Origin of the sequence: Agarilytica rhodophyticola (assembly GCF_002157225.2) — a bacterium.
GTDB classification, from domain to species: domain Bacteria; phylum Pseudomonadota; class Gammaproteobacteria; order Pseudomonadales; family Cellvibrionaceae; genus Agarilytica; species Agarilytica rhodophyticola.
Genome location: NZ_CP020038.1, coordinates 1,871,065 through 1,885,770 on the forward strand (window position 1 = coordinate 1,871,065; position 14,706 = coordinate 1,885,770).

Annotated in this window: 15 protein-coding genes; 8 read left to right on the forward strand and 7 right to left on the reverse strand. The window is 38.6% G+C overall.

Features of this window, described 5'->3' with window-relative positions; all coding sequences use genetic code 11:
- The 6 genes from BVC89_RS07920 (at nucleotide 1) to BVC89_RS07945 (ending at nucleotide 6,625) form a co-directional block, all read left to right on the forward strand.
- Nucleotides 1–2,196: an AAA family ATPase gene (locus BVC89_RS07920; RefSeq protein ID WP_086930673.1), complete on the forward strand. Its 2,196-nt coding sequence runs from the start codon at nucleotides 1–3 to the stop codon at nucleotides 2,194–2,196.
- 295 nt (nucleotides 2,197–2,491) lie between these two features.
- Nucleotides 2,492–2,770 (forward strand): hypothetical protein, encoded by a 279-nt coding sequence (locus tag BVC89_RS07925; RefSeq protein WP_086930674.1) that lies wholly within the window; start codon nucleotides 2,492–2,494, stop codon nucleotides 2,768–2,770.
- Nucleotides 2,770–3,240, forward strand: a complete 471-nt coding sequence (locus BVC89_RS07930; RefSeq protein WP_086930675.1) for a crossover junction endodeoxyribonuclease RuvC — start codon at nucleotides 2,770–2,772, stop codon at nucleotides 3,238–3,240. The genes BVC89_RS07925 and BVC89_RS07930 overlap by 1 nt, the downstream gene beginning before the upstream one ends.
- Nucleotides 3,240–3,650 (forward strand): DUF6362 family protein, encoded by a 411-nt coding sequence (locus tag BVC89_RS07935; protein ID WP_086930676.1) that lies wholly within the window; start codon nucleotides 3,240–3,242, stop codon nucleotides 3,648–3,650. The genes BVC89_RS07930 and BVC89_RS07935 overlap by 1 nt, the downstream gene beginning before the upstream one ends.
- 423 nt (nucleotides 3,651–4,073) lie before the next feature.
- The gene (locus tag BVC89_RS07940; protein ID WP_086930677.1) at nucleotides 4,074–4,616 is read left to right on the forward strand and encodes a hypothetical protein; all 543 of its coding nucleotides are present in this window, start codon (nucleotides 4,074–4,076) and stop codon (nucleotides 4,614–4,616) included.
- Nucleotides 4,617–5,374: 758 nt separating this feature from the next.
- Nucleotides 5,375–6,625, forward strand: coding sequence for a site-specific DNA-methyltransferase (locus BVC89_RS07945; protein WP_086930678.1), 1,251 nt, complete (start codon nucleotides 5,375–5,377; stop codon nucleotides 6,623–6,625).
- A 3-nt stretch (nucleotides 6,626–6,628) separates the two neighbouring features.
- Here the strand turns inward: BVC89_RS07945 and BVC89_RS07950 are convergent, their stop codons facing one another.
- On the reverse strand, nucleotides 6,629–6,907 hold the full coding sequence (locus tag BVC89_RS07950; RefSeq protein WP_086930679.1) for a hypothetical protein: 279 nt from the start codon (nucleotides 6,905–6,907) through the stop codon (nucleotides 6,629–6,631).
- A 404-nt stretch (nucleotides 6,908–7,311) separates the two neighbouring features.
- Between BVC89_RS07950 and BVC89_RS07955 the strand changes: the two genes are divergently transcribed.
- Nucleotides 7,312–8,358, forward strand: coding sequence for a hypothetical protein (locus BVC89_RS07955; RefSeq protein ID WP_086930680.1), 1,047 nt, complete (start codon nucleotides 7,312–7,314; stop codon nucleotides 8,356–8,358).
- A gap of 254 nt (nucleotides 8,359–8,612) precedes the next feature.
- Here the strand turns inward: BVC89_RS07955 and BVC89_RS07960 are convergent, their stop codons facing one another.
- From BVC89_RS07960 to BVC89_RS07975, 4 genes are all read right to left on the reverse strand, one after another.
- The gene (locus BVC89_RS07960) at nucleotides 8,613–8,984 is read right to left on the reverse strand and encodes a hypothetical protein (RefSeq protein ID WP_086930681.1); all 372 of its coding nucleotides are present in this window, start codon (nucleotides 8,982–8,984) and stop codon (nucleotides 8,613–8,615) included.
- Between the two features lie 92 nt (nucleotides 8,985–9,076).
- Nucleotides 9,077–9,448: a hypothetical protein gene (locus BVC89_RS07965; protein WP_086930682.1), complete on the reverse strand. Its 372-nt coding sequence runs from the start codon at nucleotides 9,446–9,448 to the stop codon at nucleotides 9,077–9,079.
- 123 nt (nucleotides 9,449–9,571) lie between these two features.
- A complete protein-coding gene (locus BVC89_RS07970; protein WP_086930683.1) occupies nucleotides 9,572–9,997 on the reverse strand; it encodes a DUF3489 domain-containing protein in 426 nt (141 codons plus the stop codon).
- 87 nt (nucleotides 9,998–10,084) lie between these two features.
- Nucleotides 10,085–10,324, reverse strand: a complete 240-nt coding sequence (locus BVC89_RS07975) for a hypothetical protein (protein WP_086930684.1) — start codon at nucleotides 10,322–10,324, stop codon at nucleotides 10,085–10,087.
- Nucleotides 10,325–10,513: 189 nt separating this feature from the next.
- Here BVC89_RS07975 and BVC89_RS30140 point away from each other — a divergent pair, with 189 nt between their 5' ends.
- A complete protein-coding gene (locus tag BVC89_RS30140) occupies nucleotides 10,514–10,756 on the forward strand; it encodes a hypothetical protein (protein WP_086930685.1) in 243 nt (80 codons plus the stop codon).
- A 353-nt stretch (nucleotides 10,757–11,109) separates the two neighbouring features.
- Here the strand turns inward: BVC89_RS30140 and BVC89_RS07985 are convergent, their stop codons facing one another.
- Both BVC89_RS07985 and BVC89_RS07990 read right to left on the reverse strand, forming a co-directional pair.
- Nucleotides 11,110–12,309, reverse strand: a complete 1,200-nt coding sequence (locus tag BVC89_RS07985) for a heme-binding protein (protein WP_158657844.1) — start codon at nucleotides 12,307–12,309, stop codon at nucleotides 11,110–11,112.
- 329 nt (nucleotides 12,310–12,638) lie between these two features.
- The gene (locus tag BVC89_RS07990) at nucleotides 12,639–13,685 is read right to left on the reverse strand and encodes an acyltransferase family protein (RefSeq protein ID WP_086930687.1); all 1,047 of its coding nucleotides are present in this window, start codon (nucleotides 13,683–13,685) and stop codon (nucleotides 12,639–12,641) included.
- Between the last annotated feature and the right edge of the window lie 1,021 nt (nucleotides 13,686–14,706).

The following is a 14,706-nucleotide window of genomic DNA, read 5'->3' on the forward strand; positions in this document are numbered from 1 at the left end:
ATGACCATTAATAACTTTTTAGATTTTAGTTCGGCGAATGACCAAATCGATCCGGATGAGCAAGACACACAACTCTCGACTCATGAGGTCAAGTCACGTTTACTGGATCAATTGCCTCATGTGTTGAACTATTTATTCCCTGAAGGTAAAGAGAAACAAAAACAATTTATTGTCGGCGATATTGACGGTAACAAAGGCAAAAGCCTTGTCATCGAGCTGCACGGAAGTAAAGCAGGCGTATGGCATGACTTCGCTACTAACGAGAGCGGTGATATCTTTGATTTATGGGCGCATCATAAAGGCTTTGATATTCGTCGGGATTTTTCACGTGTCATTGAATCCGTGTCACAGTGGTTGGGTACTGCACCGGTATCCCCCTCACCAATACCTAAAAGAAAAAAAGTGCCCCCAATGGATGACTTAGGTCCAGTAACAGCGAAATGGGATTACCATGATAGTGAGGGTAATTTAATTGCTTGCGTCTACCGCTACGATCCCCCTGGCGGGAAAGAGTTTAGACCTTGGGATGTTAAAGCTCGCAAGCAGCAAGCCCCCAAAATAAGACCGCTCTACCAACAGCCTGCCATAGCGATAAATAACACTATTATTTTTGTGGAAGGTGAAAAGTGTGCGGATGCCTTATCCGCTACCGGTAATATTGCAACAACAGCGATGGGAGGGGCGAATACATTAGTGGATAAGACGGACTGGTCACCACTAAAAAATAAACACGTCATGATATGGCCAGATAACGATGAGCCAGGACGCACCTATGCTAACAATGCGGCACGTGCTATAGCTGCTGTAGGGGCGCTTTCAGTAAGTATTTTGGACATCCCTAAAGACAAACCGGAAAAGTGGGATGTGGCAGACGCTATTGATGACGGTGTCGACGTTAACGAGTTTATTAAAAATACGTCTAAAACAAACATAGACGTGCCTGAGCCTATGCGGGCCTACACACTCACAGAAATTCTGGCAGATGACACACCTATCCCCGATGATTTAATTGAGCCTCGCGTACTCACCCCCGGCGGTATGATGGTGTTAGGGGGTGCTCCCAAGGTGGGTAAATCCGATTTTATTTTATCGTTGTTAATGCATATGGCTGCAGGCGAGCCTTTTATCGGACTGAAGCCAACAAAACGATTACGTATATTTTATTTACAAGCGGAGGTGCAATACCACTATTTGCGAGAGCGTATTAAAAATATGAATATGAAAGAACTCATGCTTTGGCGTGCCTCTGATAATTTATTTATCACTCCAGAATTAGATTTTATTTTAAATGATGAGGGGATGCTTGAAGTTAAAAAAATGTTGCGAAAAGCCTCAGAAAAGGAACCTATCGACGTTATTGTGATCGATCCTTTGCGTAATGTTTTTGATGGGGGTGAAGAGGGCGCAGGTGAAAATGACAATAATGCCATGCTGTATTTTTTAAAAGAGCGTGTTAAAAAATTACGCAATGAAATCAATCCAAAAGCGGGGGTGATTATCATCCATCACACCAAGAAAATACAAAAACGTCAGCTTATTGAAGATCCTTTTTTATCGTTCTCAGGAGCCAGTAGTTTACGCGGGTATTATTCCACGGGTGCACTGTTATATAAACCTTATGAAGATCGTTCTGAACGAGCACTGACCTTTGAATTACGTAATGGCCCGGCTATCGCAGATAAATATATCGACAAAAAAAATGGACAATGGGTAGAAATAGATCCAGAAAGTGAACGTCTTATTAATCAAGATTATGGTGAAAAACTTGATGCGGAACGGCGCCGTAAAGGTGATCAAATTTTACAACTACTCTACGATGAAGCGTTACAAGGCCGTGCCTATACTATCGCTCAATTTGCTGAAAAATTTGAAGGCACTGAAGGTTTAGGAGGGAATAGAACTATTGTTGAGCGTCTCAATGTCCATGCAACAAAAGGAGATATTAAGTTTTTTAAAGACTCAGATAAATACGGGTTAAGAAAACCTATCGGAAGTAAGTTTGGTTATGTGTGTATCGAAGAGATGCAACTACCCAAAAAAGTCGCCCGCGATGATGCCGGTAAAGAGGTCGATGATGTGCTCTTTAGGGTTAAACCTACCCACTATAAATGTGCGCAATCAGGGGCTGTGTTACCGGTTGAAAACCCTGATATATGGGTGAGATCTGAAGATAAAAAAGATGAAAAATGCGACTAAAAATTCATTTGCATACTTAAGAGGTTTTCTAGTTTTTTTTGCGAACTACATTCCTCTTGTTGACATATTTACTAATAAAATCAGTAGCTTATAAAAAATATCGAACTTTTACATTCCTTCGGTTTAAAAAGTCTTGCGCACCTGCTTCTAGCCTTAGTGCTGCGTGACTTTTTGAGCTTTTTTAAGGATGTAACACAGACTATATCCCCTACGGGTATATTAACCCTACTTAGTGAACTAGTAGGGTTAATATCACCTCGTCGGATAGGTTTTTTTTCACGGCGGAGATGAGACGATGATACATGAATTTAATATGCCCCCTCGACCAGGAATGATCTTGATGTATGACGGACAGGCCTATGAGTTCAAAAGGGTAGAATTTTATACACGAAAATCCAATGGGAGGGAGACGATGTTATTGGTGTGGGATAGTCGGTGTCCTGAATGCGGTGCATCATTTCAAACAGCCACACCATTTAAAATTAGGTCGTTAACACGTCGGTGCGAAAAACACCGGGCACGAGGAAAACGTATTGCCCCTAAAAAAACCGTCACGCAAAGGAGAAAAAAATAATGGATAATTTAAACGTATTATCACTGGATCTAGGAACAACGACTGGATGGGCGATGAGATCAAAAGAATTAATTATCAGCGGCATCGCTAATTTCAAGCATAGTCGTTACGACGGGGGTGGGATGCGATTTTTAAAATTTAATGCTTGGCTACGAGATTTACATACATCCATCGATGGCATAGACGTAATTTATTTCGAGGAGGTTAGGCGGCACATAGGGACAGACGCAGCGCATGTGTACGGCGGATTTTTAGCAACACTTACCGCGTTTGGTGAGCAGGAAAATATTCCTTACCAAGGTGTGCCTGTTGGTACGATTAAAAAACATATCACGGGCAAAGGTAATGCGAGCAAACAGGCTATGATCGATTCGGTGAGACGTTTAGGCTATGAACCTGCTGACGATAACGAGGCAGATGCGCTAGGACTGCTCATGTGGGCGCAGGATCAACAAACTGGGAGACACTAATGCATCGGCATAGCTGGGATAATAAAACCGTAGCACGGCGTTTTGAGGAGTGTGTTAGCGTGTTAAGCAAGTTACCAGGAAATATATCACTGGGCCATAGAAATTATTGGCCTGAAATTAAATACACACCACGAGAAATTGCTCGGATGGAAAAAACAAAACAATACACGATATTACAACCACTCCCCGATGCCATTGATCGCGCTGAAGAAACCTTAGCTTGGATTACGTTAGTCGATCAGCCAGAGCGGCGTAAATTAATTTGGCTTAGAGCACAGCGCATGTCATGGCGAGCCATTGCGCGAGAGGTGGGCTATCCGAAAACAACGGCACAGCGTTATTGGAATGAAGCGCTTAGTACAATTAGTGATAATTTAGAAGTACCGGTAAGTGGCGGTAATTCCCGGTAAGAAGTCTTAAAAAACGGGTGGGACAAATTCCGCGTTTGGGCGTATAGTTTGCCCTATCCTGAGACAAGTACCAACCAATACGGTACGTAATATTTATTTAACAAATTATTAAACCGCAGTTGAGACTATCGCTGCGGTTTTTTTATGCCTGAAAAAATAACGGATGGTGTAATTAAGTATTACCAAGCGTCACAACAGCTATTCGAATCCTTAAACCTGATAGTATAAACTTGGTTCTAAGTTCAGACTATTCGATACCAAATTATTGATTTTTAAGTCTATATTTTCCTAAGCACTAAGATATTACTGTGATAATTATCGATTTTTAAAAAGTGAACCAAATTGTTTAAATCGATACTATAACGATACAAAGCTATTAAATTTAATTAATTTATCTATGATGAAATCTTTTAGGAAACATATATGACACTACATACTCCAGCCTTTGCTGGTTCTTACGCTATGAATCCTCTTTCAAACAGCTTCGGTATCGCAAGAGAAAACAGAGATGAAAGACAACCAAGCTTTTTCGTAGGCGCTCGTGCTACTGCCCCGGCGATATTAGATGCGAGAAATCATAGTCCAGTTCAACAACAAACAAGTCTTCTAGATGCCAGAAGTTCCGTAATGCCACATGAGTCAGCAAGCTTGTTAGACCATGAGTCGACACATATAAACGGAAAGGATATTATTTTTGTTGGTAGAGATAATTCCTTAAGTGCGTTAAGAGCACAGCATAAAAATCAGATAGATTCAGCAATAAGACATGCAGGTGTGACTAGCACTTTAATAACTGATGCTTTTAATAGCTATGATGATCGTACTGCTAAAATGCGTCTTAATACATTAAAGAACGAGATTAGGCAGATTGATAGCATTCCAAGAGAAGCTATGACGAGCAAACAGAAAGATAAGCTTGAAACCCTTAAACTAAAGAGAGATAACATGCAAAGAGCTTTAGATTAGCTTTATAAAAATATTTACCTAGAGTCTTTTATTAGACCCCAGTCGAGACTATCGCTGCGATTTTTTATGTCTTGAAAACTGCTCATGTGAGGGATTTAAAATGTTAGCGACCTAAGCAGTAGGGTAGCTTAGGTCAAGGCGATTAAATTATTTAACCCACGTTATACTGGCACTTTCCAGGCTTCAGCGGGGTGATAAATTCGGACTTACGGGGTAATCTAGTTAATCACACACAGGGGTCTTCCTCATGATTAAACAAACATTTTTCACGTTATTAATTTTATTCTTTATCGCGGTGATTGGAGGAGCGGGATTTATTATTTACGATGGGATTAAACATATGTAACATTTGTGTTTAGTGGAATATTTTTCTCGCGTTATTTTTTACTGTCATTTATTGATTATTCTCTTACATTAATATTAGCTTTGAAAAAAAATTAATTTGATTGAAACTTTTATTAATTAACACAGTCTTATTTGTAAACCAGCTCATAACACTTAAAAAACTTCGCCGAACGTCTGCGATCTCCTTCGAAAATATCAAAAAGGTACTTGGTGGAGATAAGCGCCAAGCGGGCCTCCACACCGCCGAATTCCGCTAGCGATAGATGTTGTTAAGTGGTTCGCAGTTCGCAGGTTCGCACTCTTACATTCAAGTTCGCACCCTTTGCATTACATGATCCTTTCATTCGCTTTTGTTTCGTATTTTTTTATATCTTTGTTTTTTCCTGTTTTTATTATTTTACTAAGGTTTGTATATGGCGCACATCGCTGTAGATTCGGTGGTGCACCGGCCACTCAAAAAACTTATTCCCTATGCCCGTAACGCTCGCACTCATGACGATACCCAAGTCTCTCAAATCGCTGCCAGTATTGTCGAGTTTGGTTTTGTTAATCCTATCCTAGTCTCGAGTGACGGAACGATTATCGCAGGCCATGGCCGCCTACTAGCCGCACAACAATTACAACTTGAAAAAGCCCCTGTGATTATTCTAGATCATCTAACAGAATCACAGAGACGGGCGCTGGTTATTGCAGATAATAAACTCGCAGAAAACGCTGGATGGAACGACGAACTACTTGCCTTGGAACTTGATGATTTAAAAGACCTAGGGTTTAATCTCGATATCATTGGCTTTTCGGATGACGAGCTAGATGAATTACTGGATTTTGATAGCGCATCGGATAGCCAGGGTAACGAGGATGAGGTGCCTGAGCCAGAAGAAAGTGTGATCAGTCAAGTCGGTGATATATGGTTGCTAGGCGATCATAAATTATTATGTGGAGATGCCACTAGCCGTGAGGATATTAATACGCTACTGGGGGATGAGTTGGTCGATATGACCTTTACCGATCCGCCTTATAATGTGGATTATGGGAGCAACCAGCGCGATAAAATACGCTTTAATAGTCGCCCTATACTCAATGATAATCTAGGCGAGGGCTTTTACACATTTTTAAAAGACGCGCTAACGCATATCCTCGATAAAACTAAAGGCGCGTGTTATATCTGTATGTCCTCCAGCGAGCTGGATACCTTACAAAAGGCATTTCGCGATGCCGGTGGCCGTTGGTCGACATTTATTATTTGGGCGAAAAATCATTTTACATTAGGCCATTCCGATTATCAGCGGCAATACGAATCGATTCTCTATGGATGGAAACAGGGCAGCGACCACTTCTGGTGCGGTGATAGAAATCAAACCGATCTATGGTTTTTTAATAAGCCTAATAAGAGTGACTTACATCCTACGATGAAGCCGGTCGAGCTTGTGGAGAAAGCAATAAGAAATTCCAGTAAAAGTCGGGATATTGTATTAGACCCGTTTGGTGGCTCTGGCAGTACCTTAATTGCCTGTGAGAAAGCGAACCGCCGTGCAAGGCTAGTAGAGCTTGATCCTAAATATGTGGACGTTATTATTCGTCGTTGGCAAGAATATTCAGGGGGGGAAGCGACAAGGCTGTTGGATTCTCTTACCTTTAACAGCCTGGAGGTAACATCGGCTTAACCTCTAGGGTGAGGTTAGCCGTGTGCAAATACGGAGGGCTTCCTTATCCCAGTCATTATTGTTGTAGTCGATGCGCTGTGTGATGACTTCGCTTAAAAAGTCTCGAATGATGGGGCGTATATCAAAATCACCCTCCAATGCTTCGAGAAGATCGTATAAATCATCGTCGCCGATAATGTCGACTAAATGATGAGTCGCTTGGTTGCACGGTATTGGCTTTTTCATCAATACTTGCAAGTCGTTTGCGATTTTTTTTGTTTTAGGTAATGCCCATGTGCCCATTTTAATTTCCTCGCTTGATGTGTTTCTGTAGGGACATTAACGCTCGTTTCGACGACTACATCAAGTCATTGGTGCATATATTTTATCGGAAGCTGAAACTATTTTATAATAGGAAGAATGTTTATTATTATACTTAGAAAAAATTTTTATTTTTATCTCGGTACATAAGAAGTATCTGATAATTGTGACTATCCCGCCATTGTGAATTAACATGTGACAAAAGTAATAGTTTAGAGGGGGGCACATTATATGTATTTATAATTTATTCTATAAAAACCGTTCTATTAGTAATAGTTGTTGTGACATTATTTTATTCTCATAGTGTAAATTGCATTAAAAAAAGCAAACTGTTTGAATCTATATCCTACAAAGGTTTGTAATTTTTAAGATATGTAAGAGTTTCTATGACAATACCATCTGCATCTATTCACTTAAGAACCCCGAATTTCACGCACACAGAAGATTCAAAGAAAACAAATCTTTCGAATGCACTTACGCTTAGTCACGTAAGGCATTCAGAGCCTATTTATAGAGCACCCACTTTAAATCTAGCTATGCCTGCCAATATTTTTAGTGCCGGGCCAAAGCTCAAAGCTTTTGACCACATGTCTCCAGTGGGATTAAATATTGCTCAACAGATAAAAGGCGGTAAATTAAAAGAAGTATCTCAAGAGATTATTGATATTCGTGGTAGGGTTGAAGACTTTAAGCTTTTCCAACATGGATTTGAATTTAGGCAGCTACCAAGTAGGCTTCATGACCTGATACGATCTATTCGAGATGGAAAGCATAGTGAAGGCGACATGGATAAGTTAAAACACGAGATAACAAAACTCACGGAAAAATATCTAGATGATTTAGGCGAGGATGTTATCGCTGTTCCTCTCGGGATGGTATCTCGTTCTAGTAAACCAAGAGGCCCATCAGGAAAAGCTGATGTTGTCGGTGGAGTTAAAAAAAGAAAACCTTCAGTTATCCCTCATGTCGACTTTACGTTAGAAAGAAAAGCCGACGTTAAACAGGTTTTTACAGCTTTCCATTCGAGTTGGGATAAAAATTTTGCAGATAAAATTGGTAAAAGTGACTATGAATTAGTTAAAATGATTAATGTCTGGACACTGCAGGATGAAGTAAATGAATCTAACCCATTATTTGTATATGATAATAATACTGTTAAAGATCAAGATGTGATGGGTGTGACAGCGTCTCGAAAATATAAAGATAAGTTTTTTCCTGCCGGAATTATTGATAAAAAAGAATCTAATAAAGCATATTGGTTATCCAATATGTCTATTGGTGATAGCATTATTTTCGACACAGGCAAAACACTCCATTCTTCTTTTCGTATCCCTGGGCAATCTGACTTAGCTTTTAGAAATAGTACAGATTTGAGAATAGCATTCGTGAAAAAAGTCGCTGATGGAGATGGAGTCAGAATTCTTGATAAATAAAAAATATTAAATATAAAACGCTGAAATTACGTTGTAATAAGACTATTGATTTACTATACGAAGGTGTGCCACATATTTTAAAATGTTGGCGCACTCATTTTCTCTACGTTGCGTTTCGTGTTTAAGTCCGGACATTGACGCTTTTGTGAGACACATCAAGTCAATGATGGATAAATATTGAGGTAGGAAGTGCTATTATATTTTTAATTATTTATTGATGGAGGCTAAATGTTAGCCTCCCAATATCTGTATCGTTAGATATCGTCCATTTCTTTAACGATGCTAGGTATATCAACACTACGATTCGCAATAGCATTGAGTGTATGAATATCAAAACAATCGAGCATTGCTGTCATCCTCTTAATTATTAACAAATGGGCTTGAGTTGCCCAATTGTTGGTATTAGCAATATATTCCGCTTTAAATACATCTGACCCGACAAAACCTTTTAACGTTACTTTAATTTCAGCTTTATGTTTATAGGTTTCATTGTATTGTTCTGCATTGTTAATATTTTTAAGGTCATCATCGGTAAAATAGTCAATATATTCTTTAAAATGTTTGCGGTCTTCTGGGTAAATAATCTCTAGTACTTTATTAGTAAGCGCTAATCGTAATTCAGTCATGGCAATAACTCCTTGAGTTGTTTTTTATGTTGTTACATTAACGCTCTCTTCGACGATTACATCAAGTCAATGATGTAGATTTTTAAACTTAGCTAAATAGCAAGCAGCGTGTGCCGCCAGAGATCATTAGCATAGATATAAATATGATGGACGTTAGCTTTAACACCTTCGTCTAGTGCAATGCCGATATCTTTATATGTGGTATTAGGGTGGTGGTTTTTGTGGCCAATCGTAAAAAGACGAATACTGTCGGCATATAGGGTATGAATATTGCCACCTTGGATAAGTTGATAGATGCTATCTAATGTGTTGTAGTGTTGATGCAAAATATCACCCAGGCCGCCCTTATGATTATTATTATGATGGTTATAAAAACAATAGACGGCGTGATAAGTGCTTTTGTTTTTTACTAGCAACATGGCTTTGCTTGTATCTATTTTTACCTCTGGATTTTTTGCTGTCATTATCGGAGTTCCTTTGGCGGATTGTAGGGTGTTGTGTTCCATTCAGGCGTCACTTACTGACAAGGTCAATTCAATAAAGCGCTGTTTTATATTTTTTTGGACAGGTTAATGACGGGGTAATATCTAATGCGTGTTGTCTTTTTTTAATGTGTATTTACGCGATCCATCGCTATCTCTAGAGGAAACAATAGTATGTCCTTTAGTTTTTAAAGTACTTATAGCGCCCCTTACGCTATGTTTCTGCCAAGAGGTAGCCTCGCATAAAGCCTCAAGCGTTGCCCCTTCCTTGGCGCTCACAAGCTGGAGAATAATATCATTCTTGCTCGTTTTGCTTTTCTCCCTAGGTGCAAGGCCAATAGCTTTAAATCCGTTGGCGTTAATAGTGTAGTCACCGTTCTTCTCGTCGATAAATTGTTTTTTGAGAAGGCTGTTAATAACACGCGACTCGATGCCTTTATTGATAGTGTTCGGCAGCGGATAAATCGAGCCTGTTTCTCTTTGTGCCGCGTTCGCTAAAATGGTGGTTTGTGTATTCGTGAGTTTTATCATAATGATTGTCTCGGTATTTACTGGATGATTTTTATTGGCGTCGTGGGGTAGTCGAGAGACTAAAAAATGTAGCCTCTCTTTTTATTTTTAACGTTTAGCTGTGTTTCCTGGCGCATATTCGCCTTCTTTAAATACTTTATCGGTAAGATGATTTAGTAATTCGGCATAATCGGTAATGTCGGTAACATGCCCCCAATGTATCTTGTTTTGGTTAACGTTAAAGAATTCATCGCTTTTCTGCTGCAGGCGTTGTAGCGCCTTATCAATCTGTTGCTTTTTAGCTATAAATTCTGCTGTTGGGCTTTTGGGGTCATCAGGGTTAAACATAATATTTTTCTATCTCGCTTATTGTGTATTTGTAGGAGCATTAACCCTTCGTTTGAGCGTTACATCAAGTGGTTTTTAGCTGATTTTTTAAGGTGTTTTTTATTTATTTGTTTATGAGTTTTTTGTTAAATACTGCTTGATTTTTTCTGCTATCTGAGCGATGGCCCTATTAATTATCGGAGCACCTTTATGGGAATCTCTATTCGTGCCTATGCCCGCCATCGGGGTATTTCTGATACGGCGGTACGTAAAGCTATCAAGGCTGGTCGTATTACAAAAGAAGGTGATGGTTCCATTGATGTGGAAAAAGCGGATAGAGAATGGCATATGAATACTGATACTACTTTTTCTCATCCGAACGAAGAAAGTTACCATAGCCAACAACAGCGTCCGGTATCTCAGGCAGCCGTAGATGCTGTTTATGAAACTTGATCAGTGTGTTTAGGTGAGATGTGTTCAAATAATAAGTGGAGATTCTTGATGTAATTCTTGGACGCTAAGTATTCAACGAACACTCAATAATACATCATAAATTATTAAAAAGGGTGATGCGAATATTTATACTTGGTCAGTGTATCAACGTTTACTGCTTTCAGGGTGATAATCAAATAAGTACTTTTTTTTGTATTGATTCGCTCGAAGGATAATGCGGTAAGAGCTGGGTTGAATAGATGCCAACTCTTACCCGATTTATGCTGTAGACTTAATACATTAATGCCTTATCGATTGAGATACTACATCTGCACTTTGAATGTGAGTTAACAACAATACTTCACGACACCTTTCTACCGCCGCCTACTTTTTTTAATCATTGTGTTAATGGAAATATGGGGCCACCGAATACGACCAGGGAGATCATCTGAACGAATCACATGAAAGTCTAACAAAACGGTTTGTAAATATTGCATCACCATTTTGGGTTCGTCATCATAGTCTCCTGTGTCTTCTAATTCATGAATCCAGAACGTGGATCGCATAGCCGCTGCGTTAGCTTGTTTGGTGACAAAGGGGATATTGAGAATACCCCCTGTAGCAAAGTCAGTATCGAAATAAATCTTGGTCGTCTTCTTGATGGGGAACTTCCCCTTAACTTTGAAATTTTTGATCTCTAAGACGTGTTTGAGATCACTAAACAACCGTGCTTGAGGTACTACCGGGTTAAATTCATCAGGCGTACCTTTGTCAATAATTGTTTTTCGGTAAGGTTCGAGGTAAGAAGAGTTATCTAAATCCTGAGTTGTCCCTTGAGGCATACCTATACGGAAACTATCTTTTGGCAGTAAAAGATAATCACGCATTGCTGTATCGGCAGCATCACCATCCTTCGCACAAATAATTTTCTTAAGCTCGGTTTTTGAGTACTCTAAAACCTCACAGCTACCCAGTGCCAAAACAGAGTTCCCGTGAGGGATAGTCGCTAAACGCGCTAGATTTAACGGTACGTTTCTCACCGTTGGCTTTCTTTGTATGGTTGTTTCTATAGGATCTGTCATACGCAAAAATAAGCCTGGCTCATGATGGATTTTTTTTCTTATTTTCCCTGTCTCCTTTGGTCTATCTTCAGGAGGTACATCCGGAAAACTGATAGCTTCTACCTGCTCTATTTCCTGAATGTAGTCCAGTGTTAGCGCAAACTGGTCAACAGTTTTAAACGTACCTGCATCAACATCATCACTTCTATGGCAGACCCCGTCATTTTTATCTTTTTCAACAGGTGCAACCCCTCGGTTTGGCGCCCCTTTATCCGCAATCGTGAACTTTAATTTTTCTTTATATTTGTTCGTTAATACACGGTAGCCGCGTGATCGTGCCTGATCAGCATCTTTAAAGGGGAGCGCAATAAGATTGTAGCCAAATTGTTTTTTGGGATTTTTCCAGACGCCTTCAGGAAGCCACTTATAGGGGCCTAGATCCTCATCGCCACTCACCGCAGGTTCTATTGAACGTTCCATCTGCTTCACTTTGTCTTTCCAGTCCTTCATCATTTTTCTCCTAAATATAGTGGTTTCAATATAAAAGTTAACGAATAATACTTCTTTTATCTATAAGATCATGTCCGGCCATAGCTCATGTATTTATCTAATGAGTCAAATAATACTGATATGCTAAAAATTCAGAAGTAATATCTTGATTGTATTGCTTTACAGAAAGCACATCCTTCCGTTTATATTTTGGGTTAAAACTCCTTCGTCCCATGATGACAATATTTTATTTGAACTACAGATACTATACTCGTTATATCAATGTCCACGCAGTAAAAATATGTTTTCTTCTGCACTATGTTTAACCCTAAAAATAACCATTTATTTTGTTATCAAAGTCGATAGCTTATGGCAATTTTTTGTGGAACATGACTAAATACTGTCTTTCTCCACATGGAAGAGTTAAGTAACTTCGTAAATAATGGTCTGAATAATATGTTTTTCAGGTATACATCAAAGACTCTAATACTAAGAGCAGTCGTTAAAAATATAATCGTGTAAAGTAAGAATTCTGATTGAATATTTAAGCCGTATACAACGAGGAGTATCAACGGAAAGTGCATAAGGTAGAGCGGATACGATAAATCACCCAGGTAATTCAGTACACTTCTTATAGATCCGCTGATTGTGATATGGTGTGAAAATAACAGTATTAGGTAAGTGCCGCCTAATGTTACTATATTTAATGGGTGAGTAAAATTACTGCTGAGCACTAGCAGAGTTATGCAGAGCACACCGCCAATAAAATCTAGCTTTGGTTCTCTTTTGTATAAGCAGAAACCCAATAGCCAAATCCATAAGTATTTAAGCGCATTAAATTTAAGTAACATGACGTAAAATATACTAGCTTCAGGTTTACTCGGTAAAATATACACAATAGCTGAAATGGCAATCAGCGTGTATAAATATTTCTTTTTCATAAAGCAGAAAACAGGAGCTAAAACATAGAAGAAAAATTCGATGCTTAATGACCAGAAAGGGCCGTTATATACTAATGCTTTAACAAAAAACATTTGTGTCATTAGCATATTGCCGATAACTTTCCCCCAACCATCTGCTGGATATATCGGATTATCCGTAGTTGAGACGATAAAGCTCTGTACGAAAAGAGTTAACAATAAGGCACCAAAATAGAGTGGGTAGATTCGGAGTAGCCGTCTCAGTATAAACCCTTGGGGCCTACTTTCGATGGATGCGGCAATTGAAAAACCAGAAATTAATAAAAACGCAGCGACTGACGCTTTTGCCCCAAACATGTAAAATGCTGCTGCAATGCTTCCTGGTGCATAAAAATCTATATGGGCAGTCATGACGATCCAGGCAAGAAAAAAACGTACTCCTGCGAGTAAAGACCAATTGACGGGGCTTGAATTATGCATCCTAACTCTCCATGTCGTATATGAAACTAGCTTTTTAATACAAGAGGTCGTCGGCGTAGTTCTTTTTTATAAAAATGATGACGCTAAGTGTTCAAAGTAAAAGGCTAGTAAGGTCTACCTATATTAAGAAAACGTCGTATTGACTACCCATTCCTTATGTAAGCTTGGAAAACTGTTTTTATCTTTATTTCAATTATTTACCAAGTGCGCTTAGTATAGTGTTTTTTTAATAGTTGTCTACAGTGGCGATATTTAATCGTCAAGATTGGCATTGAAAATTATTTTTTGGAAGCTAAGTTTTTATTCTTCCGTACAGCCGATGCAACTCGGACTTATTCATTCGTAAAATACTAATCTTATAATTAATTTCAATAGTGTTACTGTTATTTAAGTGTTTATTAAAAATATTGAGGTGCTCATGACATATTCAGATCAAAGGTATCTCAATGTGATTTTGATGTGAGAAACCCTAATTATTTTCGAATTCCCTAAGAAATATCATAAAATGTTATTAGCGTTTATTTTTATTGGGTCGTTAATATTGAAAAATTTAGAGTGTAATTATAGAAAAATAGTCAACTTGATTTTTTCTGATATAAGAATGAAATAGATAAAACCCTTTTTAAAAGAATAAATGTTTAATAGGAGTTTTTCGTAAATATCAAAATAAAAGCCTCTGATGTAATCAAAATCTTATAATTGTGTTATAGGGAACTTTGAATAAGTAAGTAATTGAAGGAACAATTCTATCTTACAGATAACTGAATATTGATTTATTGAAATACATTACAGCCTAGAGCTGATGAAATGTAGTGGTTAAATTGTTAACTCGACCCCTGCTTTGAACAATTGTCAGAGTATGCTCATACTTTACAGGTGGGGAAGAAACAGATAAATAAACGTTTGAGTGCCTTTTTTATTGGGCAGCAGGTAAGTGATGTCAATACAATGATTCGGGCTTTAGGCTATCAAAACGCGCATTTTTTTGGGTGTTTCTTATGGCACTTGTGTGGCCTTGGTT

What these genes read in the sequence shown, in the direction of transcription:
- BVC89_RS07920 (WP_086930673.1), top strand. Translation starts at nt 1, where the DNA reads ATGACCATTAATAACTTTTTAGATTTTAGTTCGGCGAATGACCAAATC.
- BVC89_RS07925 (WP_086930674.1), top strand. Translation starts at nt 2,492, where the DNA reads ATGATACATGAATTTAATATGCCCCCTCGACCAGGAATGATCTTGATG.
- BVC89_RS07930 (WP_086930675.1), top strand. Translation starts at nt 2,770, where the DNA reads ATGGATAATTTAAACGTATTATCACTGGATCTAGGAACAACGACTGGA.
- BVC89_RS07935 (WP_086930676.1), top strand. Translation starts at nt 3,240, where the DNA reads ATGCATCGGCATAGCTGGGATAATAAAACCGTAGCACGGCGTTTTGAG.
- BVC89_RS07940 (WP_086930677.1), top strand. Translation starts at nt 4,074, where the DNA reads ATGACACTACATACTCCAGCCTTTGCTGGTTCTTACGCTATGAATCCT.
- BVC89_RS07945 (WP_086930678.1), top strand. Translation starts at nt 5,375, where the DNA reads ATGGCGCACATCGCTGTAGATTCGGTGGTGCACCGGCCACTCAAAAAA.
- BVC89_RS07950 (WP_086930679.1), bottom strand. Translation starts at nt 6,907, where the DNA reads ATGGGCACATGGGCATTACCTAAAACAAAAAAAATCGCAAACGACTTG.
- BVC89_RS07955 (WP_086930680.1), top strand. Translation starts at nt 7,312, where the DNA reads ATGACAATACCATCTGCATCTATTCACTTAAGAACCCCGAATTTCACG.
- BVC89_RS07960 (WP_086930681.1), bottom strand. Translation starts at nt 8,984, where the DNA reads ATGACTGAATTACGATTAGCGCTTACTAATAAAGTACTAGAGATTATT.
- BVC89_RS07965 (WP_086930682.1), bottom strand. Translation starts at nt 9,448, where the DNA reads ATGACAGCAAAAAATCCAGAGGTAAAAATAGATACAAGCAAAGCCATG.
- BVC89_RS07970 (WP_086930683.1), bottom strand. Translation starts at nt 9,997, where the DNA reads ATGATAAAACTCACGAATACACAAACCACCATTTTAGCGAACGCGGCA.
- BVC89_RS07975 (WP_086930684.1), bottom strand. Translation starts at nt 10,324, where the DNA reads ATGTTTAACCCTGATGACCCCAAAAGCCCAACAGCAGAATTTATAGCT.
- BVC89_RS30140 (WP_086930685.1), top strand. Translation starts at nt 10,514, where the DNA reads ATGGGAATCTCTATTCGTGCCTATGCCCGCCATCGGGGTATTTCTGAT.
- BVC89_RS07985 (WP_158657844.1), bottom strand. Translation starts at nt 12,309, where the DNA reads ATGATGAAGGACTGGAAAGACAAAGTGAAGCAGATGGAACGTTCAATA.
- BVC89_RS07990 (WP_086930687.1), bottom strand. Translation starts at nt 13,685, where the DNA reads ATGCATAATTCAAGCCCCGTCAATTGGTCTTTACTCGCAGGAGTACGT.